At 36.8% G+C, this 23,549-nt stretch carries 17 protein-coding genes; 9 read left to right on the forward strand and 8 right to left on the reverse strand.

The features are described from left to right. Nucleotides 1–137: 137 nt before the first annotated feature. From ACM46_RS12690 to ACM46_RS12725, 8 genes are all read left to right on the forward strand, one after another. On the forward strand, nucleotides 138–3,623 hold the full coding sequence (locus ACM46_RS12690) for a glycosyltransferase family 117 protein (protein ID WP_048506989.1): 3,486 nt from the start codon (nucleotides 138–140) through the stop codon (nucleotides 3,621–3,623). A gap of 92 nt (nucleotides 3,624–3,715) precedes the next feature. Beyond that, entirely contained in the window at nucleotides 3,716–5,203 is a 1,488-nt protein-coding gene (locus tag ACM46_RS12695; protein WP_048506990.1) for a hypothetical protein, read from the forward strand. A 129-nt stretch (nucleotides 5,204–5,332) separates the two neighbouring features. Then, the gene (locus ACM46_RS12700; protein WP_048506991.1) at nucleotides 5,333–5,860 is read left to right on the forward strand and encodes a DUF1697 domain-containing protein; all 528 of its coding nucleotides are present in this window, start codon (nucleotides 5,333–5,335) and stop codon (nucleotides 5,858–5,860) included. Nucleotides 5,861–6,296: 436 nt separating this feature from the next. Next, a complete protein-coding gene (gene kdsA, locus ACM46_RS12705; RefSeq protein WP_048506992.1) occupies nucleotides 6,297–7,106 on the forward strand; it encodes a 3-deoxy-8-phosphooctulonate synthase in 810 nt (269 codons plus the stop codon). A gap of 44 nt (nucleotides 7,107–7,150) precedes the next feature. Then, on the forward strand, nucleotides 7,151–9,355 hold the full coding sequence (locus ACM46_RS12710; RefSeq protein WP_048506993.1) for a TonB-dependent receptor plug domain-containing protein: 2,205 nt from the start codon (nucleotides 7,151–7,153) through the stop codon (nucleotides 9,353–9,355). Nucleotides 9,356–9,554: 199 nt separating this feature from the next. Then, nucleotides 9,555–9,935, forward strand: a complete 381-nt coding sequence (locus tag ACM46_RS12715; RefSeq protein ID WP_241486007.1) for an HYC_CC_PP family protein — start codon at nucleotides 9,555–9,557, stop codon at nucleotides 9,933–9,935. A gap of 115 nt (nucleotides 9,936–10,050) precedes the next feature. Then, on the forward strand, nucleotides 10,051–10,524 hold the full coding sequence (locus ACM46_RS12720; RefSeq protein ID WP_048506994.1) for a DUF3347 domain-containing protein: 474 nt from the start codon (nucleotides 10,051–10,053) through the stop codon (nucleotides 10,522–10,524). Nucleotides 10,525–10,612: 88 nt separating this feature from the next. Continuing rightward, entirely contained in the window at nucleotides 10,613–13,246 is a 2,634-nt protein-coding gene (locus ACM46_RS12725) for a multicopper oxidase domain-containing protein (RefSeq protein WP_048506995.1), read from the forward strand. A gap of 54 nt (nucleotides 13,247–13,300) precedes the next feature. Here the strand turns inward: ACM46_RS12725 and ACM46_RS12730 are convergent, their stop codons facing one another. Continuing rightward, a complete protein-coding gene (locus tag ACM46_RS12730; protein ID WP_048506996.1) occupies nucleotides 13,301–14,062 on the reverse strand; it encodes a lipopolysaccharide kinase InaA family protein in 762 nt (253 codons plus the stop codon). Nucleotides 14,063–14,131: 69 nt separating this feature from the next. Further along, nucleotides 14,132–15,016, reverse strand: coding sequence for a glycosyltransferase family 9 protein (locus ACM46_RS12735; protein WP_338151994.1), 885 nt, complete (start codon nucleotides 15,014–15,016; stop codon nucleotides 14,132–14,134). 601 nt (nucleotides 15,017–15,617) lie between these two features. Here ACM46_RS12735 and ACM46_RS12740 point away from each other — a divergent pair. Continuing rightward, nucleotides 15,618–16,184 carry a hypothetical protein gene (locus ACM46_RS12740; RefSeq protein ID WP_048506998.1) on the forward strand — a complete coding sequence of 189 codons (567 nt, stop codon included), beginning with the start codon at nucleotides 15,618–15,620 and terminating at the stop codon, nucleotides 16,182–16,184. 117 nt (nucleotides 16,185–16,301) lie between these two features. Here ACM46_RS12740 and ACM46_RS12745 read toward each other — a convergent pair whose 3' ends face one another. From ACM46_RS12745 to ACM46_RS12770, 6 genes are all read right to left on the reverse strand, one after another. Next, complete coding sequence (locus ACM46_RS12745; RefSeq protein WP_048506999.1) at nucleotides 16,302–18,341, reverse strand: S9 family peptidase; 2,040 nt, start codon at nucleotides 18,339–18,341, stop codon at nucleotides 16,302–16,304. A 250-nt stretch (nucleotides 18,342–18,591) separates the two neighbouring features. Next, nucleotides 18,592–19,710 (reverse strand): FAD-dependent monooxygenase, encoded by a 1,119-nt coding sequence (locus tag ACM46_RS12750; RefSeq protein ID WP_048507000.1) that lies wholly within the window; start codon nucleotides 19,708–19,710, stop codon nucleotides 18,592–18,594. A 21-nt stretch (nucleotides 19,711–19,731) separates the two neighbouring features. Continuing rightward, a complete protein-coding gene (locus ACM46_RS12755; protein WP_048507001.1) occupies nucleotides 19,732–20,229 on the reverse strand; it encodes a GNAT family N-acetyltransferase in 498 nt (165 codons plus the stop codon). A gap of 3 nt (nucleotides 20,230–20,232) precedes the next feature. Beyond that, nucleotides 20,233–20,826, reverse strand: a complete 594-nt coding sequence (locus ACM46_RS12760) for a hypothetical protein (RefSeq protein ID WP_048507002.1) — start codon at nucleotides 20,824–20,826, stop codon at nucleotides 20,233–20,235. Nucleotides 20,827–21,085: 259 nt separating this feature from the next. Beyond that, complete coding sequence (locus ACM46_RS12765) at nucleotides 21,086–22,273, reverse strand: M28 family peptidase (protein ID WP_048507003.1); 1,188 nt, start codon at nucleotides 22,271–22,273, stop codon at nucleotides 21,086–21,088. 76 nt (nucleotides 22,274–22,349) lie between these two features. Further along, a complete protein-coding gene (locus ACM46_RS12770; protein ID WP_048507004.1) occupies nucleotides 22,350–23,525 on the reverse strand; it encodes a M28 family peptidase in 1,176 nt (391 codons plus the stop codon). Nucleotides 23,526–23,549 lie beyond the last annotated feature (24 nt).

Raw genomic sequence — 23,549 nt, forward strand, 5'->3', positions numbered from 1 at the left:
ATTCGGTAAAATTTATTTTCTGATTTGCAATCTTCAATCAAGTACGATCACAAATACTACGCCATTTTTTTTAAATTTTGTTAAAAACACCATAGAATGCTATAAAAGCCTTATTTTCGCGTAATTGATTTAATACTATGAAAAATTGGACTTTTAAGCAATGGAACACCGTTTTAGGATGGGTGATTTTTGTCATTGCCTTTTTCACGTACTTGTCGACCATAGAACCCAATTTCAGTTTCTGGGATTGCGGCGAGTACATTTCCTCAGCAGTAAAACTTGAAGTAACGCATGCTCCCGGAGCGGCTTTATTCCAGATTGTGGGTGCCGTGGCAGCCATTTTTGCTTTAGGGAAAGGTGAAAATTATTCTATCGTAATCAATGCAATGTCTGCATTGTTCAGTGCGCTGACGATTTTATTTCTATTCTGGACGATTACCCATTTTGTAAGAAGACTTTTAAACAAAGATTTTGATGAAGTAACAAAACATCAGGAAATTTCAATTCTTTTTGCAGGAGCAGTAGGAGCGTTATGTTTTACCTTCTCAGATACCTTTTGGTTCTCTGCAGTAGAAGGAGAAGTATATTCCATGGCTTCTATGTTTATCGCTCTTTTGGTGTGGTTAATTACCAAATGGGAAAACGAATATCTGGCGAAAGACAGCGAAAGATGGATCATCCTTATTTTCTTTGTATTAGGTCTTTCCGTAGGGGTTCACATGATGGGGATGCTTGCAGTACCGGCTGTATGTCTGGTGTACTATGCAAGAAACTACAAATTCACCTGGAAAAACTTTATCTGGGCCAATGCCATTACTTTGGGAATTTTGATTATTGTTTTCAAAATTATTTTCCCATTGATTATGACGATGTTCGGAAGACTTGAAATATTCTTCGTGAACGGTCTTGGACTTCCTTTCCACTCGGGAACGATAGCTGCATTTATTTTAATGACACTGGCGTGTTTCTTTATGATTAAGTATGCCAGAAAAGCAAAGAAAAATATTTTTCAGACTGCTGCATTGTCTGTGGTTTATATGATTATCGGTTTCTCATGCTGGATGGTTATTCCCATCAGAGCGAATGCGAATCCACCGATGAACCTTAACGATCCGGATACGGCAATCGGTATGCTGGATTATTACAACAGAGAACAATACGGTGACTGGCCGACGATCTACGGACAAAACTACACCGCTTTCCTTGATGCCAACGGAATTGAGAAAAATGAAGACGGAAGTTTCAAGACTCAGAAGACCGGAGAAATCTATGAAAAAGATGAGAAAACCGGAACGTACAGAAAAACAGGAGACCGTTTCAACTATGTTTTCAGTAAATCTCAGGTGAGCTTAATGCCGAGAATGTTCAACGAAGATAAAGATGTGATGGCCAACTACATTTCTATGTATGGAGCTCCTGATTTTACCTTCAATTATGGCAATGAAGATGTAGCGGACAATCCTCAGGCAAAACAGATCTTTGACGAGCTTAGAGCAAAATATGAAGATAAATCCATTACCGCAGCAGATTATTTAAAGGTGAAGCCTTATAACCTGATTAATGTTCAAAAGCCTTCACTGGCTCAGAATATGGATTATTTCATCACTTTCCAGAACGGGTATTATTTTGTAAGATACCTGATGTGGAACTTCGTAGGAAGACAGAACGATCTTGAAGGAAATATGGAAAACACCAAAGGAAACTGGATTTCGGGGATTTCTTTTATAGATAATGCTTTATTGGGGAATCAGGATAAAATGCCTGCTAAATTCCAGAATGAAAGTACGGTGAAGTTCTTCTTTTTACCCTTAATTTTAGGATTGATTGGTTTCTTTTTCCAGCTAAACAGAGACTTTGGAAGATTCTATGCGCTTCTTTCATTATTTGTTTTAACCAGTGTCGGAATTATTTTCTATACAGGAGTAAAACCTTTTGAACCAAGAGAAAGGGATTATGCGATGGTAGGTTCCTTCTATGCATTTGCGATCTGGATTGGTCTTGGAGCCGGAGCTATTTTATGGTTTATTCAGTCTAAAGTAAAATCTAACGGAGCTAATATTGCTCTGGGAGTAGTTTTATTAGGTGTACCGTTTATGATGGGCTTCCAGAATTACAACGTACATGACAGAAGCAATCGATATACAGCTTATGACTATGCTTATTCCGTATTAAAATCGCTTCCGAAAAATGATATTTTATTCGTATACGGAGACAATGATACTTACCCTGTTTGGGCCATTCAGGAAACAGAAAGATTCAGAGATGATGTAAAAGTAGTCAACTTTACTCTAGCTTCAACACCTTGGAACCTTGATCAGGTAAAGAGAAAAACATATAATGCAGCAGGAATTCCAAGTGAATTGACTCATGATGATTACAGGGATGGAGTAAACGACCAGATCTATATGATGAAAAAAGAAGACTGGGAAGGCGTTTTCTCTATGTTGAAAGAACAGGGCGTTCCGGATACCCAATTCGGAGCTTTCAAAAAATACCTTACTCAGGATTCATTGACATTAAAAGAAGCTGTTGATTTCATTAAATTTAAATCTCCGGAAAAGGATGAACTTTTAAAAATGTATTTCGGGGAAGAAAAGTATGAAAAATATAATATTCTTCCGGTAGACAAATTCATCCTTCCTGTAAACAAAGAAAATGCATTAAGAGCAGGAATTATTACCCAGGCAGATCTTCCGAACGTAGTAAACCAGATTATGATCACGTACAAAGGAAACACCCTTTATAAAAACAACCTGATCATGCTGGATATGCTGGCGAATTTCGACTGGAAGCGTCCGATCAATTTCTCATCAGGAGGAATCTATGACAGTGAAAATATTTTTTATCTTGATGAATATCTTCAGTTTGACGGATTTAGCTACAGATTAGTTCCAATCCATACCGCTCAGAGCGTAGACGGAGATATGGGAAGAGTAGATGCCAATTCTTTATACAACGTAGTGAAAAACTTCAGATGGGGGAATTTTAAAGATTTGAACAGTCATTTTGATGAAACCGCTACTTCCAATATCATGAGCTACAGAATGTCGGCAAGCAGAGCTGCTTCAGCATTGGCATTAAGCGGACAGAAAGCTAAAGCGGTAGAATTACTGGATCTGGCTTCAAAAGAAATTCCTGCTCAGAAATTCAACGATCCCCGTTCATTGAGCGCAATGGTTACAGGATATATCATAGCAGGACAGGAACAGAAAGGGCTTCAGCTGGCGGAAATTCTTAAAAAAGGAATTTTTGAAGAATATGATTATTATTTAAGCCTTGCTCCTGCAGATCAGAATTTCGCAAGAAGACAGATGAGAACAAAACCTATGGAATATTCTCTTGTGGTAGCTGCGGTTACTGATGCTTACAAAAAGCTAGGGCAGGATGATAAAGCCTATGCTTACCTTGTAAAATCCATAGAACCGATTGATAAAAAGTTCAATACTTTTATCAAAGACCTTCAGCAGATGGGAAAACAAAAAGCCATAAAAGAATCTGAAAACGTGCAGAAAATTACGCCGTTCTACCAGTATTTATTTGATGTGATGGAACCTTTTGATTCCACTTATTCAAAGGAAAAAGAGGAACAGATTACCAAAGCAATTATCAAAGCAACAGAATAAAAACAGCTAACAAAAACGGAACCGAAGTTCCGTTTTTTTGTTATTGGGATTCCTGAATTTTAAGATTATATTTGTCAAACTAAAAATGCGTGATGGCAGAAAATAAAAATAACAGACTCCCAATTTATGCCGTAATTTTTACGGTCTTATTAAAACTTCTCTTTTTACTGACTCATTATATCCAGGAAGATGCTTTCATAACCTGGAGAGTGGCCCAGAATCTATTAGACTACGGTGTAATAGGCTTTAACGGAGAAACCAAGATTTCAGCCTCTACCACCCATCTTTATGTTTTTGTTTCCTATCTGTTCAATCTGGTTTTAGGGAAAGAATATTTTATTGAACCCCTTTTGATTTTCAATTCCATCCTTTTTACAATCGGAACATTATTTCTAGCCCATCTTACTCTTAAAAATCCCTGGCATAAAGCTATTTTTATAGTTCTGATCGGAATTTTGCCGCCTGCTGTGAAGATCTCTATTCTGGGAATGGAGTATGGGATTCTCTTCTTTCTGGAAATGTCCCTTCTGTATTACGGTTTCAGTAAAGGCAGGAAATGGGCTTTGATTCTTTTGCCGATCCTGATTATGTTCACCAGAATTGATACCATTATTTTCCTCGGAATTGTATTTTTGGTGGATATCTTTTGGAACAGAAAGATCAGATGGAGCTATATTTGGGGTGGAATTTTAGGTCTTTTGTCTGTACTTTCCTTCAACTGGCTATATTTTGGAGAACTCGTGAATAATACGATTGTAGCCAAAAAACTTCTTTACGAACATGATTTTACTTTTGCACAGAATCTCGACTATTTCCTTGTAAGCTTTGGTAATTTCTGGGGAATGCTGAAACTTCCCGGAAACTTTAATCCGGTAACGGTTATCGTCCTTATTTTTGAGCTGTTGTGCTTTATTTATCTGGTAAGACAAAGAGAGAAGAGAAATTATTTTCTTTGGATGATCTTTATTTTCGGATGGGTAAAACAAATTATTTTTATTTCTCAGAAAAGCTTATTCGACTGGTATTACTGGGTGCCTCAGCTTTTACTTTTTGTTCCTGTCCTTATTTTTGTTCTGGAACAGAAAGAGAAACGAAATCTATGGCTGTCTCTTTTAGTAGTATTTTATATTCTTCCGATGACCGTTTTTCAAACCATACATTCTATTGCTACAGGAAACGGAGAATGGAATTACCGCAGAAAAATAGGTCTGTTTTTAAATTCATATGAAAAAGATAAAAACCAATGGATTTTACTTGAACCTGCGGGTTATGTTCCTTATTTTTCCGGTTTGAAAACCATTGATGAAGTAGGATTGGTAGACAAACAGATCCAGACTGAGGTTAAAAAAGATAAAGCCCACTACTGGCTCAATACTGTAAAAAACAGAAAGCCAAAATACCTTCTTTCTTACAATAATCTGTTTACAGGAAAGGATGCCGCCTATTATCAGGCTCATTATAAACTTTTAAAAGAATTCAGAATAAAAGATAACCTGAAAAGTGATAACCGCATTCTGGAAAAGATTTATCATTTAAAGCCTTCAGGGACGGATTACAATTTGTATGTGAAGATAGATTGAAAGATTAAATGATTTAAAAATTGAAAGATTGAAGGAGTTGGACATTAGAAATGTATGTGTTATTATTCTCAAACCCTCAAGCCCTCAAACTCTAATACTGTAACACCTCTCACCTAATCCCTAAAAACTATGAAATACTGTGCTTTTCTCCGTGGCGTAAACGTAAAAGGAACCAATATGAAAATGGCCGATGTGTGCCAGGTTTTTAAAGAAGCCGGAACGAAAGAGGTAGCTTCTGTGCTGGCCTCAGGAAATATTGTATTTTCTTCTGACAAAAATGCAGGAGATTTAAAGGTAATTCTGGAAAAAGCGATGTCTGATCATTTTTCCTATGAAGCTTTTTTATTTGTAAAATCTAAGGAAGAAACTGAGATTTTCTGGAACAGCATTCCTTTTGAAAAAAATGACGACCTGCATATTTATGGTTTTGTAGGAAATCCCGGAGTGGAGAATGTTTTGATGGAGGAGTTTGAAGCGGCTTCCAAAGCTGAAAATGAAAAAGCGGAGATTAAGGAAGAACTGTTTTATTGGCAGGTTCCAAAAGGAAATACGCTGGATTCTTCTTTTGGGAAAGTTTTAGGTAAGAAAAGTCTTAAAGATCAGTTCACAAGCCGGAATGTTAATACTTTTGAGAAGATTCTGAAGAAAATGGGCTGATCAACTTATTTATTTTGTTCTCGCTGATTGTTCAGATTGGGCAGATGATTGCGTATACATGCTTTACATTTGCAGAAACTGACGATTAAAATCTGCGTTATCCGTAAAATCTGCGTGAGATTATAATTATTTTAACCACGGATTTTACAGATGAGCACTGATGGTTGCTTTATATATTTCAAAGAACAATAAGACTCTACGTTATCCGTGAAATCTGCGTGAGATTATAATTATTTTAACCACGGATTTCACAGATGAGCACACATGATTGTGTATATTTTTCACGGAAATGTTTAATTTTTCTTTAGATCTTTCCAATATTCCATTTATTTTCCCGTATCCCGAAACTCGCAACCCAACGAATCAAACTCCTCAAATAATTTCCGATTCTGAAACTTTATAAGTATTTTTACTGAACTTTTTAATTTACATAAAAATGATTCAGTATTTAGATAATATACACCACAAAGATTCCAAAAACTTTTTCCTGATCGCCGGTCCTTGCATTATTGAAGGAGAAGATATGGCATTAAGAATTGCAGAAAAAGTAATCAGCATAACAGACAAATACAACATTCCCTATATTTTCAAAGGAAGTTTTAAAAAGGCAAACAGAAGCCGTGTAGATTCTTTTACCACCATTGGAGAAGAAAAATCTCTGGAAATTCTTAGAAAAGTAGGGGAAACCTTCAATATACCAACGACCACAGATATTCACGAAAATGAGCATGCAGCACTGGCTGCGCAGTATGTTGATGTATTGCAGATTCCTGCATTTTTAGTACGTCAGACTGATCTTTTGGTAGCTGCGGCAGAAACAGGGAAGTGTGTAACTCTGAAAAAGGGACAATTTCTTTCCCCGGAATCCATGAAATTTGCCGTTCAGAAGATTACCGATTCCAATAACCAGAAAGTAGCAATTATTGAAAGAGGAAATTCATTCGGATATACGGATTTGGTTGTTGATTACAGAGGTATTCCTACGATGAGAGAATATGCACCTGTTATTTTGGACGTTACCCATTCCTTACAGCAGCCTAACCAAAGCTCCGGAGTTACAGGAGGAAGACCGGATCTGATAGAAACAGTAGCCAAAGCAGGAATTGCTGTAGGAGCAGACGGGATTTTTATTGAAACTCATCCTACCCCTGAGACTGCGCTATCAGACGGTGCAAACATGCTAAGACTGGATCTGTTGGAAGATTTATTACAGAAATTAACAAGAATCAGAGAATCCATTTTGTAATTGTTAAAAAATCCCTATTTTTAGAAATTCTTAAAATATTTCTTTTGAAAAAACTAGTTTTACCGTTGAGCCTTATGGTTCCTATGCTTATTTTCTCTCAAAATAGAAAAAGAGATACAGCAGATAAAGTAACCGATATTGAGGAGGTCGTTTTCCAGAAAAAAGTGGTCGGAAAAACCAACGACATTACCAATGTCAGGATTTCAGCAAAAGATGCTAAAGGGATCGCCACTATCGGCGGCGGAATTGAAGGACTTCTTAAAACGCTTCCTTCCGTAAACTCCAACACCGAGCTGTCTTCCCAATATATGGTACGTGGTGGAAACTATGATGAAAACCTTATCTACATTAATGATATTGAGATTTACAGACCTTTTCTGATCAGAAATTCGCAGCAGGAAGGAATGAGTATCATTAATCCTGATATGGTTTCAGCAGTCAACTTCTCTGCAGGAGGATTTGAACCTAAATATGGGGATAAAATGTCTTCTGCCCTTAATATTTACTACCGGGAACCTGAGAAATTTGAACTTTCAGGGGAAGCCAGTTTAATCGGGGGAAGACTGACAACAGGTTTAGCTTCAAAGAATAAAAAATTAACGGCTCTATTTTCAGGAAGATACAGAAACACGAATCTCGTTTTGAATACCCTGAATGAGGATACGGATTTTAACCCTACGTATTGGGATTTCCAGTCGTATATCAATTATCATTTCAGTGATAAATTCTCTATGTCATTCATCGGATATTATTCCAAGAATGACTACGAAATGGTTCCTAAGGCCAAAAGCGTCACTTTCGGAAGCCTTCAGCAGCCTATCACGGTTAATATTGGTTACGGCGGGAAAGAAGAGGATATGTATAAGAATATGATGGGAACTTTCTCTCTGAACTATAAGCCTTCAGACCAATGGAAGTTTACACTGGATAGTTTTTCCTATCAAAACAGAGAAAAAGAATACTATACTATTGCTTCAAGCTATGAAATTCAGACTTTTGACCCTGTAAGCGGATCACCTAATCCTTCTTTTGATGGTGGCGGACAGATAGAGCATGCCAGAAATGACCTGTTTGTGAGAACGTACGGAACTCAGTTCAGAGCTAAATTTTCTCCCAATATCAATACAGATATAGAAGTAGGTTTTAAATACGAAAAAGAAAATCTGAATGACAATACCAATGAATGGAAGTTGGTAGACGCAGCAGGATATAGCATTCCCCGTCCTATTGACGATCCCAGAACGGGAGATTCAGGAGATCTGAACTTATTTTATCAGATTTCAGGACGAAACAAGATAGAACCTTCAAGATTGTCTGCCTATGCACAGTATTCTCAAAAGTTTTACTGGGGTGCCAGCAAAGTATTTGTTAATGCCGGAGCAAGGGTTTCCAACTGGAGTTTTAATAAAGAAACTATTTTTTCACCAAGATTCCAGTTTGCTATAAAGCCAGACTGGGATACGGATATGCTTTTCAAACTTTCCGGAGGAATCTATTATCAGGCTCCTTTTTATAAAGAAATTAAAGATCTTAACGGAAACTTTAATTCCAGTATAAAATCTCAGCGTTCTATGCAGCTAATTCTTGCCAACGACTACGAGTTTTATATGTATGACAGACCATTTAAGCTGACTACTGAAGCTTATTACAAGAAAATGGATGATCTGATTCCTTATTATATGGACAATGTAAGAATCCGTTATTCTGGTAAGAACAATGCTTCTGGATATGCTTATGGAATAGATACCAGATTATTCGGAGAATTTGTTCCCGGAGTAGATTCCTGGCTGTCTGCGAGTTACGCGAGAGTCTATGAAAATATCGATGGCAGAGGAGATATTCCAAGACCTACAGACCAGAGATTCAGATTTGCGATGTTCTACCAGGATTATATGCCGAAATTCCCGTCAATGCGTGTCAATCTTACCCTGGTATATGCTATGGGACTTCCGAACGGAGCACCGGTATTTACAGATCCTTATCAGTATCAAAGAACGCTGCCTTCTTATAAAAGAGTGGATTTGGGACTTTCAAAAGTATTCATTGATTCCAAAGACAAGAAAAAACGTTACGGGTTCTGGGGTAATTTTGAAGAACTGACTTTAGGGGTGCAGGTTTTCAATGCATTTAACATCAATAACACAGTGGCCAACCAATGGATTACAGATTACAATTCAAATGTAATGTATCCGGTTCCGGTACGTCTTACCGGGCGTTTCTTCAATGTAAAACTTGAATTCAAACTGTAATTTTGAGAAATTAGAAGTTAGAGGCTGGAAGTTAGTGGGAGAGCTCCTGATAACTTAAATTAAGAAATTAGCCTTTGACAGTACAATATAAAGAAAGCTTCTGAGATTTTCAGAAGCTTTTTTGCTGGCTGAATTTTGTAACAAGTATACAGAATTTTATAACAAAGGCTTCTGAGATATCTTTAACTTTGTCCTATCAATGAAAAAGATTCTTGCCATATTATTTTCTGTTTTCTACTTTGGATTCTCTTCCGGAGCAGCTTTCAGCATACATTTCTGTATGAAGGAACTGATTTCCGTAAGCCAGAAAACAACAGATATCTGTGGGAAATGTGAGGTTAAAGAAAAGAAAGGATGTTGTAAAACAGAGGTTAAATTAGTAAAAGTAGATGACTCCCAAAAGTCTGATCTGCTGACGATCGATTTTCTGAGTCTGATTGCTCCTGCCTTTGCCCAGCATCAGTTTTTTTCTCAGGACAAATCTTTTTCAGCAACAAAATTCACTCAGATAAAGATCAACGGGCCACCCGAATACAGGCCGGTTCCGCTCTATATCAATCATTGTAATTTTAGGATTTAGGATCCGTAAGTTGTCTGGTTTTGTTCAGATGATCATGCCCTGACAGACAACACGGTTCTGCACATGACGTGCATCAGTTATCCTTTATTAAAAATTAATTCTAAAATTTAAAACAATGAAAAAGTATATCATTACAGCAGCTTTATCTATATTCTCAATAGGTTTATTTTCCGCACAGTCTAAAAAAGACGCTCAGATTTCGAAATTATACCAGAATTATATTGCCATCAAATCAGCTTTATCTTCAGATGATGCAGACAAAACGTCGAAAGCAGCTACTGAATTCATTAAAACAGCTTCAACAGTTGATTTCAAGCTTGTTTCCGAAGGCAATCTGAATATTCTGAGAAAAGATGCCACAGCCATCTCAGACGCCAGAAGTATTTCAGCACAAAGAGAAACTTTTTCCAACCTTTCCGAAAATATGATTGCTTTAACAAAGGAGTTTAAGCTTTCAGAAAACCCGGTTTACGTACAATATTGCCCAATGGCAGATTCAAACTGGCTAAGCGATGAAAAACAGATCGCCAATCCATACTACGGGAAGTCTATGCTTACTTGTGGAAATGTGAAGTCAGAAATAAAATAAGTATTGTATTAGATTTTAAAACAATAAGTTGCGTTGCTTTAAGTGTAATTAACTTTAAGCATTACATCTTTGAAAAGTTCGGAAAATTATGAAAAATTTCATCCTATTTCTGATGCTTTTGTTCTCTGTTTTTACCTTCGCTCAAACAACGAAAACTTTTTATACCTGCCCAATGCATTCGGAAGTAGTGTCTTCAAAACCAGGAGACTGCCCGAAATGCAATATGACGCTGGTAAAGAAAACTGTTGCAGTAACCCCAGACATGGCGGAACAGTCGCAGAAGCTTAAAACAGAACAAAAATCAGCAGAAATTAAAAATAGCACAAATAAAGTTAAAGCTCAGACAGAGAAAACATCCAAGCCTCAGTCTGAAGAAAATCATCAACACTTTACAACAGAAACACAGAAAAAAGATCAACCTGTATTCAAAAGAAATTCCGAAAACGGGAAAGTAACTTTCGGAGGAAAAACGGTAAGATATGATCTGTATGTTAAAGATACCATCGTCAATTTCACGGGAAAAAGCCGTAGAGCGATTGCCATCAACGGAAAGCTTCAGGCACCAACCTTGTATTTTACGGAAGGGGATACTGCGGAGATTCATCTTCATAATATGCTTAAAGAAAATACCGGTCTTCACTGGCATGGGGTTATTTTACCGAATGAGCAGGATGGGGTTCCGTATCTTACGACAAAACCTGTAACTCCCGGAGAAACGCATGTATATAAATTCAGAGTATCTCAAAACGGAACGTACTGGTACCATTCCCACGAAGCTCTTCAGGAGCAGATCGGGATGAATGGAATTCTGGTCTTCAATAAAAGAGAAGGAGAACCTCAACCGTCTTACACAAAGGAAATTCCTGTATTGTTGGGCGACTGGAGCGATGAAGATCCTATGGAGATCGCCAGAAGACTTCATATGGCCAATACAGATTGGTATGCGATCAAGAAAAATGCGGTTCAAAGTTATTGGGAAGCCATTAAATCAGGAAATTTCGGGACAAAAGCCCTGAATGAATGGAAAAGAATGGAAGCCATGGACGTAAGTGACGTTTACTACGATAAATTTTTAATCAACGGACTTCCAAGTTCTGATTATTCAAACCTGAAAGCAGGCGATAAAGTAAGGCTGAGGGTTGCCAATGGCGGTTCTTCCACTTATTTCTGGCTGAATTATGGTGGCGGAAAAATAAAAGTGGTAGGAAATGACGGAAACGATGTGGTTCCGGTAGAAGTAGACCGTCTTATCATCGGGGTTTCTGAAACGTATGATATTGAAGTAACTATTCCTGAAAACAAAAGCTTTGAATTCCGCTCCACATCGGAAGACAGAGTAGGACACGCCTCTCTGTGGCTTGGATCCGGTGAAAAAGTAGAAGCACCCAATCTGCCGAGACTGTTACTTTTTGAAGGAATGAAAATGATGAATGGCATGATGGAAATGAGTGGAAATATGAAACCGATGAACATGAAGATGGGCAACCAGGTAATGGATATGAATGAAGTGATGTATCCTGAACTTCCGGAAAGCCAGAGAAAAATGACGATGAAGCACATGAATGAGATGATGGGTATTAAGACTAAGGAAGAAGATCATTCAAAGGTGGCTTCGAGAGCCTCAGCCACCACGAATCATGACAATCATTCAGGGATGGATATGAAGGAAGAAAAAACAATCAAAAGACTTTCTTACAATCTTCTGAAATCACCCGAAAAAACGATTCTTCCCGATGATAATGTAAGAGAACTCAAATTTACACTGGAAGGAAATATGAACCAGTATTTGTGGACACTGGATAATAAAACGGTTACAGAAACAGATAAAATTCTTGTAAAAAAAGGGGAAATTCTTAGAATTACAATGTACAACAATTCCATGATGCGCCACCCGATGCACCTTCATGGTCATGATTTCAGACTTATCAATTCAAAAGGAGAATATTCCCCGCTGAAAAATGTAGTAGATATTATGCCGATGGAAACCAATACCATTGAATTTGCAGCCAATCAGGATGGCGACTGGTTTTTCCACTGTCATATTTTATACCATATGATGGCCGGAATGGGAAGGATATTCAGCTACGAAGATTCAAAACCCAATCCGCAGCTTCCCAACAGAAAACTGGCCTGGAAAAACTTTTTGAAAGACAATAAAATGATCAGTTCCATGGGCATGTTGGATGTGGCAAGCAATAAGATACATGGGGAAAGCATGACGATGTTCGGACCAAGATGGGCCAATCTGAATGAATTTCATTCTAACTGGAACTTTGATCACTTTGAAGGAAACGTTAAAGTCGGAAGATTTTTGGGGAAATTTCAATGGGCACTTCCTTATGCAGGTTTCCGTGTACAGAAGAATCACGAAATTATGGAGCGGCAGATGGCTGAAAATGCAGGAATGAAATTCCGCGGTAAGAAAACCTGGTTCGGACAGGAAAAAGCTTCCAGAAGCCAATATACTGCTATCGTTGGTGTGCAATATCTTCTGCCCATGTTGGTGACAGCAGATGCAAGTGTAGATCATAACGGAAAGGTATTGCTGGAACTCAGCAGGGAAGATATTCCTATTTCCCGAAGAGTGAGAGCGAATTTCAGCATTAATTCTGATGGTGAATTTTCTACCGGACTAAGGTATATTTTACAGAAATGGTTATCGGTCTCCGGAAATTATGATGTTGAAACGGGCTGGGGAGCCGGACTTACTTTAACCTACTAAATAGAAGGCTGCCGAATAGGGCAGCCTTTTGTAAATTATATTGATTCCAGAATGTTATTTTAGAAAGTATTTATAAAATTTCAATACTTTTTTTATTTTACGCTTGGTTTCTTGTCTTTTTGTGGCTTTAACGATTTGTTCTAAGCAGTGTTCCTGAGAAATTCCCGATAATAGTGAATATTCCAGGCTTATGATTTTAAGGATATCCGGATCATTCGTTAATCGGGCAAAATTTTTGAACCGATCATAAATTTCAAACTGATGGTGAAAATTCATTCTGTTTAAATCTACTAAAAAAAAGCGGTATTCATTATCCATTTTCTTTAGTAAAAAGTTTCCGGGAGAATTATCAATGAATTCAATTCCTTGCTCATGCAATTGATAGATTAACAAAGTATATCCCTTAACAATTTCTTTCCAGTCTTCAAAAGAATTTTTGCCTAGAAATACATCTTGTAATGTAAAGCTATTCTCCAGCTGTTCACTTATATAATAACTGTTCGTTAATCCAATGCAGTCGTGAAATTCTACATAAGCGATAGGTTTTGGTGTATAGAAATTTTTAGAAATCAACAAATGGGCATATTCGAAAGAACGTTTTGCTTTAGATTTCCTGTAATATTTGTATACATGCCTATTGATTATATTATGTTGCTTAAATGATTTAAAATTGAGCATCATATTGTTAATGGAGATCCATTTAACAATATTTCTGGTTCCGGGTCCTATTAAAGTTCCTTCATTTTTAAAATTTTTTATAATATGAAGTATATCACCTATGTGATGTGAGTAATCTGTTGCAAAAATATGATTCATAGTAACTTAGGTGTAGTATTAATATATTCAAATTTTATTGATATCATGTGTTTAGCACTTGTATATAGTTCATTCCTGAAGTACTTTTTTTATCAGATCTAATATTTCATTTTCATTGACATTGTTTGTATTTACAGAAAAGCTTTTGTCATTGTAAGGTTTATACATATGTTCATTAGTGACCGAAAATAACCCTGCTGTTGGCGTTCCTACTGCACCCGATAAATGCATGACTCCATTATCGGCAGCGATAAAAATGCTGGTATTGGCAATGAATGCACCCATTTCACGAATATCGGTGCTATAGAAAGTAGGAATTTTAAAATTTAACTTGGAAATATTTTCTACTGGCAGAAGTTCCACAAAGTTATAATCAGGAAACTCAGATTGTAGATGTCCATAAAAAGAATTCCACCAATCTTCGGAATAGCATTTATCTCCTGTTGCATTGGTAAACAGACAAATGGTTTTGTTGTTATTGTTGTTGATTTGCGTTAGTTTTCTTTTACCGGTCTCTATTTCATCTTTATCCAACTTTATATTTAAATAAGGAAGTCTGCTTGTATTTTCTTCAAACCCCAATTGTGTTAGGAACTTTCTCAGATTGTATATTACATTTTTCGCGGAGTGCTGATAGTCGGAGTATTTTAGATGAAGTTCATCATCCCATTCACTGTAAAATTTGTATTGGGCATTAGCCAGACGGGTGGAAAGTTTTCCGGATGATGAACCGTGGGTTGAGTTGATCACCAAATCGTATTTTTTCCAACGTAATAAAAACCAGCCATTTATGTATTTGAATATATTCTTAAATGGCTTTTTCGGAAGTTGGATGATTTGATCAATATTTTCGTAGTTTTTGAAAATAGTGGGAGAAATGCTTCCTTTTACAAATAAATCAATCCTGGCATTGGGAAAGGTATTGGCAACCTCTTGAACAATAGGTGTAAGCAATAAAAGGTTTCCTAACCTATGGTTTGGCCGTGAAATTAAGATTTTTTTTATAGTTGTATTTTGGACATGTAGTATAGTAGAAGAGCTTGATTTGCCTATATTTTTTGTAATATTATGCATCAATTTTCTTCTGAAAACATTGAGTTGTTTTGGTACTTTCATATAAGTGCGAGGATATTTTTTCTTGTATTTTTTTATTTTAATCTTTCACTGTAAGCCCATTCATCATTATTCCTGAATAAAAATATTGTTTATGATCTATCTAAATTATTTAATTTTCATAAAATCCATTGAAACATGAGTGTTTATTTAATTAATATCGACATTAACATGGATTTTTATAACCAATTTATATTTGTAACGTAAAAAATGAGCATTATATTGATTGATAACAACTATATCCTCATCTTGAAAAATCAATGAGTTTTATTTTATTAATATTCAATTGTTTGTGATATTTATTTTTTGTTTCGTTTCTAAATTTTAACTTTTTATAGCCTGAAAAACATTATTATATAGAACAAAATCATTCATTTTTAGATTTTGTATCAGGTTTTATATATGAAAACAAAGGAATAAGTCTTAAGTATAAAAATCATTTATGGAAGAAAATCAAAATTTCAGTACGGAAGACCCCAACTTGATGGAACAAATGGAATGGCTCAAGATTAAAACGGAATCTCTTTACAAAGAATTTCAAAACCTAAATTCCGGGATTTCCATTATGGATAAAAAATTAAAAGGAACGGAATACTTTATTGAGCAAAATTTGAAGGAACTGAAGGAAAAAGTGGGGAATATCAAAGTAGGAATTTCTCCGGAAGATCTGAATCAGCTTGAAACCTACAAAGATTATTTTAATCACTATAAGCCTCTTTTATATGTCTCCTTTTTTATTATTCTATCGGGCTGGGGATTAGGAATCTTTAGTGCTCTTTCGGGAGTGAAGTGGTACAAGGAAAGTGTTCGTACGAAGCAAGAGATAAGAACTGAAGTTCTGCAGGAAATAAAAACACAAGGAAATGCAATTATAGAGAGCCAAAAATTGCTTGATTATAAGGAGCAGAGCGAGGCTTTAAAAGCATGGCAAAAATCAAATCCGAAAGAAAGTGAATCGTTCACTAACTATTTCAAACAATATCAAAAATTTAATAAAGAGAAGAAATAAAAAATATTTTTTCTTAAATAAATCGAGTTTTTGTCAACTTATTTTAGGAAAAAATAAAAAAGCTGCCCAAAAAGAGGACAGCCTTTTTATAGGATTAAATTGGCCCGGCAATTCTATTTATTTAACAGGTTTCTGGGCAGCACCTGATGTTTTTTCAGCTGGTGTGTATGTCACTTTTGTAATATCAACGGTCATTTCCTTTAGACGTTTTGCAACAGCTTCAGGCATCTCTTTCTGATATCTTCCACCAATAACTTCTGCAAGAAATTTCTCGGTTTCGGCATACATAGCCATATTGTTTACAGGCTTTCTGAAACCATGTCCTTCATCATCTGCAAGGATATAATTTACTTTTTTTCCTTTATCACGAAGGGCTATTACAATCTGATCTGCCTCGGCCTGTTTTACTCTTGGATCATTGGCTCCCTGAATAATCAGCAATGGTTTTACAATTTTATCTACACTGAACAGCGGGCTTGCTTCTTTAATCAGTTTTTTACCTTCTTCAGTTTTGGGATCACCTACCATTCCATACAGGAAAGCACGTCCGGATTCCCAATAAGCAGGAACCGAGTCCAGAAGTGTGAAAATATTACTAGGGCCTACAATATCTACTCCTCCGGCATACAGGTTGGGTGTGAATGCCAAACCGGCCAGTGTTGCATAGCCTCCATAGCTTCCCCCCATAATGACCACTTTGTTTTTATCCGAGACTCCTTTGTCAATAAGGTATTTTACTCCCCAGGTAATATCATCCTGCATCAATTTGCCCCATTGTAAGTCTCCGCCATTTTTAAATTGTTTACCATAACCACCGCTTGCTCTGAAGTTAGGCTGTAATACGGCATATCCTCTGTTGGCTAAAAACTGTACGGTAGCGTTATAACCCCAATAATCTCTTGGTCCTTTTGGTCCTCCGTGAACCAAAACAACTGTCGGAAGATTTTTTCCTGTTGATCCTGTAGGTACCGTTAAATAAGCCGGAATTTCAAGTCCATCGCTACTTTTATAAGTAATCGGGGTCATAGAAGCCAGATACTTTTCTACTTTTTTCAGCTCAGTTCTCGGAGTATACTGGAAGATCAGTTCTTTCGTTTTAGCATCGAAAAAATAAGCTTCGGAAGCATATTTGTCTCCCCAAACAGAGATCAGGAATTTAGAATAGTCTTTCGTAGAGCTTGAAAAATCAACTTCTCTTCCCGGGAATTTACTTTGAAGAAATTTATAATTCGCTTCCCATGTTTTGTCTTTCCAATAGTTTTCCGTTTTATCTCCTGTGTATGTTGTGGAAATCATTTTTCTTGTATTTCTATCCATGAATAAACCTCCGAAGTCAACTTTTCCTTTCGGATCAGCTTCAATTTTTGTCATCTCTTTGGTTTTTGGATCCATAAGAAACAACGTGGATTTATCCAGATTTCCTTTATCCGTTACCAGATAGAATTTTGAATTATCTTCATTCCAGCTGGGAATATAAGCACCTTCCGTTACCAATGTTTCATAGATAGGAGTCAGTTTGTCGCCTTCTTTATACAGGAACTGAGTTACCCCTTTTTCATCGGTCTTAGACAGAATTCGTAGCTTTTCGTCCCAATCGAATTCATATCCTGTAATGCGGTCTTTATTTTCATAGATCTTTTTCAGTTCACCGGTAGAAATTTTTAATGAATACAGGTCGTGCCATGCTTTATCGCGGTTATTCAATCCGATCATCATTAAATCAGGATCTTTTTTACTGACCATCTGAATCTGAGCCGTCACTTCATTAAGTGGAGTCAGATTTCTTGACTCGGGAACACCTTTGGTAGCATTTGCAGTAGGATCCACGGCAAAAATATTCATATTTTCATCTCCGTTTTTGTCTTTTACATACAGGATGTATTTTCCGTTTTCGGACCAAAAATATCCTGCCAGCGGGCGCTTGCTGTCTGTCAGCGGACGGGCTTTATCAAAAGGTTCATCTACTTTTTTCACCCAGATATTCATGATCCCTTCATATTGTTTCATAAATGAGATCCATTTTCCATCCGGGCTCAGCTGTCCGCCGGAAATTTCGGGATTTCCGTAAAATAATTCTCTGTCCAGCAATGGGACTTCCTGTGCGTATGTGGTTTGTAATCCTATCATTAAGATGAGTACATAGAATATTTTTTTCATTTTTTAATTTTTCGTACTTAAATATATGAAAAATACCATTCCATTTTAAAGCTTGAAAAAAAAACAAATGTAAAGGTTAATTCGTTGAATATTATTAATTTAAAATAATAGTTTATTTTATTTTTTAAACAAAAGCAACAATGTTGCAATTATAATTTTTATTCGTTTATTTTAAAATTATATGGATAAAACTCCTTATTTAAAAAGAGAGAAAGTATTTTATGGAGAAAAAGCTCATTAAGAGCCCTAATTATAATTCCAGCTGAACAATTTTTTCTGCCAGTTTCCGGTTGGTGCTTCCGGGGATAAGCTGCATCAAGAAGTTCCGTAAAGAATTTCCTTTTTCCCATTGAGAGATCTTTCCGATTTTCCAACTTGTACTTACGATATGATCTACTTTCTTTCTTCTGATTCTTTGAAACTCCTTAAAAACTTGATTGAAATCCGTTGTGTTTTCCAATAATCTTCCAATAATGTAGGCATCTTCAATGGCCTGGCAGGCTCCCTGACCCATATTAGGAGTTGTTGCATGAGCGGCATCTCCAATCAGGCAGAGGTTTTGAGAATACCAGGCTGGAATAGGAGACAGGTCAATAATATCATTTAGAATAATATTTGTTGCTAAAGTAGCTTCAAGAATGTTTAAAACAAGCGGGTGAAATTCCTGAAAATTTTCAGAGATATCTAAGTAGCGTTTGTATTTTTGCTCATTAACCAAAGCATACCAATACACCCTTTTCTCTGAGATCTTTACAAAACCGAAACGTTTCCCTTTTCCCCAGATTTCAAAAGCTTCATGATTAAATTTTTCGGGTAACTCAAATTCAGCCAATCCCCGCCAGCATTTCTGCCCTGCATTCCGTATGCTTCCTGTCTTCAGAATCTGATTCCGGATGTTTGATTTGATGCCGTCAGCACCAAAGACAATCTGGCTTTCTGTCCGGGTTCCGTTGTCAAAATATAAAGAATAATTCTCCGTTTTTTCAATCTTATTCAAAGAATGATCAAGTTTAATATGCTTATAGCCTATATTTTCAGCCAGAATTTTCTGAAGTTCAGCTCTGTGAATGGCTACATTACAGGAATTGTATTTTTTTTCCAGCGGAAGAATATTGGTTTGGGTAATCGGTTTTAAGGACTCATCCGTTATAGAAATTCCATGGATTTTATTTCCTGCATTTTCAATTTTTTCTTTCATGCCCAAACGGTCGAAGATCTGCATGGCATTGATAGCCATCATAATTCCTGCTCCCACAGGTTTTATTTCCGCGGCGGATTCATAGATCGTAAAGTCCAGTCCATGTTGTTTTAGAGTATTTCCCAAAGCCAGGCCTCCGATTCCAGCTCCTATGATTGAAATGCTGTTCATAAGGATTGATTTCTGATCTTGTTATAAGGTTAAAATATAGTTTTCAGATACCTTTTTAAAACCATATTTATTAAAAAAATGATGAGCTCCGGCATTGTCAGTCCCGCTTTCCAGCATCATAAAGCTGATATTCCAAGATTTGGATTCCTCTAAAGCCTTCTCCAGCAGTGTGCTTCCCAGTGACTGTCCTCTTAAAGAACCATCCAATAACATATCTTCCAGTATGGCATAGTTTTTAAATCCATTAACGATATTAAAAATCAACATTCCAACGATTTTTCTATCCCCGTTTTCAGCAATCAGGATTTTTAACTTTGAATTTTGATCCTCATCAAATCCGGACTCAAATTGTTTCGTTAAAATGGTTTTAAGATCAGGACTCCAGTGATTGGCATCTAAGGCTCTTCCGTAAATAATTTCACTGTGCGAAATATAGGAATCTGTTTTGTGGGTGATGAAAAAGTCTACCAATTCTTCAGTTCTGATTGCATTATCAAGCCATTTCGTGGTATAATTCATTTTTTATTTAAGATTTTTCAGTTCGTTCACCAATTGGTTCTGTTTATTGATGAGAGTTTCAAGGCTGTCTGTTTTCAGAGGATGCCCGTTTTGGTATTTTTCTATTTCAGGAAGTGTTTTTCTGATTTTAAAAGCAGTATACAGATTGTTGATGTCATCATTGCTCTTATTCACTTTTCCGATGAGCTCTTTTACTTTGCTTATCTTCTGATCGTATTGATCGGCGCTTATTTTAATCTCCTTTTGAATCTGCTGTTTCAGAAGAGAATCTTTAATACTTGCCGCCTGCTGATGGGCATCAAGATAAAAAGACTCTGATTTCTGCAGGGTTTGGCCGTAAATTGCTAAAACATTTCTGCTTTCTTCAAAAGATTCGATGAGTTTATTGTCAAAGGCTTTCAATTTTTTATCATTTTTCATCAGCTCAGAATATATCTTATCAATCATATTTTCGTTCCGATAACTTTTTATAGAGCCTGACACAGAAGATTCTGCATTGTCTACGGCGTTTTCTACAATCGGAGTATTCCGGGACTTATTTTCTTTGCAGGAAAAGATGGACAAAGCCAATGCGGTTGTGAAAAGTATTTTTTTCATATGTTTTTGATTTGGTGTAATACGAGGTTTATTTATTTCTAACGGTATGCAGTGTGTTCCTGGTTACCATAGAATTAGTAGCAAAATACCAGCAGATGTTAAAAAATAATTGTCCTCACTTCCAAAATTAAGGATTTTTTATATTCCCACATCTTCTCCTGGAGGGTTTTCGTGTGTCAGTTTTTGCAGTTGTATCCAATAAAAAAGCAGGAAGAAGACTTCCTGCAGTATTATTTTGAATGGATTGTAAAGGTTGGGATTATCTTTCGATTAAAACCTTTCGTACAGCTTTTTGACCATCAGCATTGATAATTCCAATATAGGCTCCTGCTGCCAGTCCGGAAATATTAATCTTTGTTTCATTATTCTTTTTAAGGAGTAATTTTCCTGAAAGATCTGTAATTTCAAAACTGAAGTCTTTTACATTTTTATCCGGAAGTTCAATATTGATCAAGTCTTTTGACGGATTCGGATACAGGGATACTGCTTCAAGAGAAGAATTTGAAGTCTCTTCTTTGGTATTGAGCATAAGGGAATTTACAGTAGAGGCCACTGCAAAATGTTGAAGGGCTCCTACTGTGGCCTTTCCAATTTTGTAGATATAAACAGGATCTGTGTTGGCAAAAGTATCATTGGATGTATGCGGATAGCTGCTTCTTATTCTTTCAAAAAAGCCTGTAATCACTTCACCTTTTCTTTCAAAAGGAATATAATCTGTGTCTTCCGCAGGATCTACAGCAGTCTGAAGAGGAGAGTACAGAGCAGTACAGTTTCTAAGCTCCTGTGTTACTGTTGCAGAGGCTGCATTATTGCTTGTTGGTCCCGCTTGGTCCTGATCGCAATATACGGTGTTGTTATTATTACCCATAACGCCTCCTACCTGATCAAGATTAAATACAAGTTTAATATCCAGGACTCTGGTACCATTCTGATAGGCTACATTGTTGACATAATGGCTGCTTCCTCTTAATCCCTGTTCTTCGCCGGAAAAGTGGATGAACTTAATGGAATACTCCGTAGGAACGTTTCTTAAAATTCTTGCCGCTTCCAGAATAATTGAAGTTCCGCTTCCGTTATCGTTCACGCCAGGGCCATTAATACTGTCAAAATGCCCGCAGATAATAACATATTTATTAGGATAAACGGTTCCGGTTTTAGTAATCACCAGATTCTTTGAACTTGTGCTTCCGTAAGTAAAAGGATCTTCCACAATCTGGCTTGCAGAATACCCGTAAGAAATGTACTTATTTTTAATCCAGGTCAGAGCATTGGCGTTATTCACAGAGCCTGTAGTTTTTATTCCTAAATTGGAAAACCCTTGAAGGTTGGTTGTAATATTGCTCTGCGAAACCAGATTAGCCCTATCCTGATAAGCCTGGATAAAAGTCTGTGACTTCATACCGGATACCGATAGAGCAACAGACATAAGAATGATTGCTTTTTTCATTGTAATTATATTTAGTGGTTTGTGGTGTAGGTTATAAAATGAAAGGCCCTAAGCAAAAGCCAGGGCCTGTTGATGATTATTTTTCAATAATTATTTTTCTTGTGATGTTGCTGCCTTCGGCTTTCACCGTGCATAAATAGATTCCATTGGCAATACGTGAAATATTGATCCGTGCCTGATTTTCTTCTTTCAGTAAAGGATTTCCTGCCAGATCCGTAATTTCAACCGTAAACGTCTTTATTTTTGAATCGGGAAGTTCAACAGTAAGGATATCTTTTACCGGATTGGGATACAATTTTACGGTTTCTAAACTCTTCGCAGGACTTTCTTTAGCTGCAGAAACAGTTGTGGAAGCCGTTGCAAAATGCTGCATGGCCCCTACGGCAGCTTTAGCTACTTTGAATACATATACAGGATCTACATTCGCAAAGGTATCATTCACGGTATGCTCAGTATAACTTCTGGTAGATTCATAAAAACCTGTAATTACATATCCTTTTTGCTCAAAAGGCATATAATCGGAGGAATAAGCGCTTGCAATACTGGTCTGAAGAGGAGAGTACAGGGTAGTACATGTTGCCAGCTGCTGTGTCATTGTATTGGAAGTGGCATTGTTTCCGGATTGTCCGCCGGTATCTCTTTCACAGATAATTTTGTTATTGGTGTTTCCAAGTTTCCCGCCTACCTGATCAAGATTGAAAACCAGCTTGATATCCAGTTTTTTTACGCCACTCTGAAAAGCGACATTGTTGGCATAATAAGAACTTCCGTATAAACCTTGCTCTTCACCGGAAAAGTGAATGAATTTAATGGAATATTCTGTTGGAACATCTTTTAAAATTCTGGCAGCTTCCAGAATAGCAGAAGTCCCGCTTCCGTTGTCATTCACGCCCGGACCTGTAACGGTATCGAAATGGCCGCAGATAATGACATACTTATCAGGGTAGAGGGTTCCTGTTTTGGTTATTACCAGATTTTTCGTGCTGGTACTTCCGAACGTAAAAGGATTTTCTACGATCTGGCTGGCAGTATACCCATAAGAGGTGTACTTGTTTTTAATCCAGGTCAGTGTATTGGCATTATTCACCGATCCGGAAGTCTTGACCCCTAAATTGGCAAACTCCTGAAGATTGGTGGTGATATTGGTTTGAGATACCAGATCTGCCCTGTTTTTGTAGGCCTGAATGAGGGTTTGTGCGCTGAAGCTGCCACAGGCTGCTGCAACACATAAAAATGTAGTCAACTTTTTCATCTTAAAATTTTGTTTGTGGTGTGT

The organism is Chryseobacterium angstadtii (assembly GCF_001045465.1).
Lineage (GTDB): Bacteria > Bacteroidota > Bacteroidia > Flavobacteriales > Weeksellaceae > Chryseobacterium > Chryseobacterium angstadtii.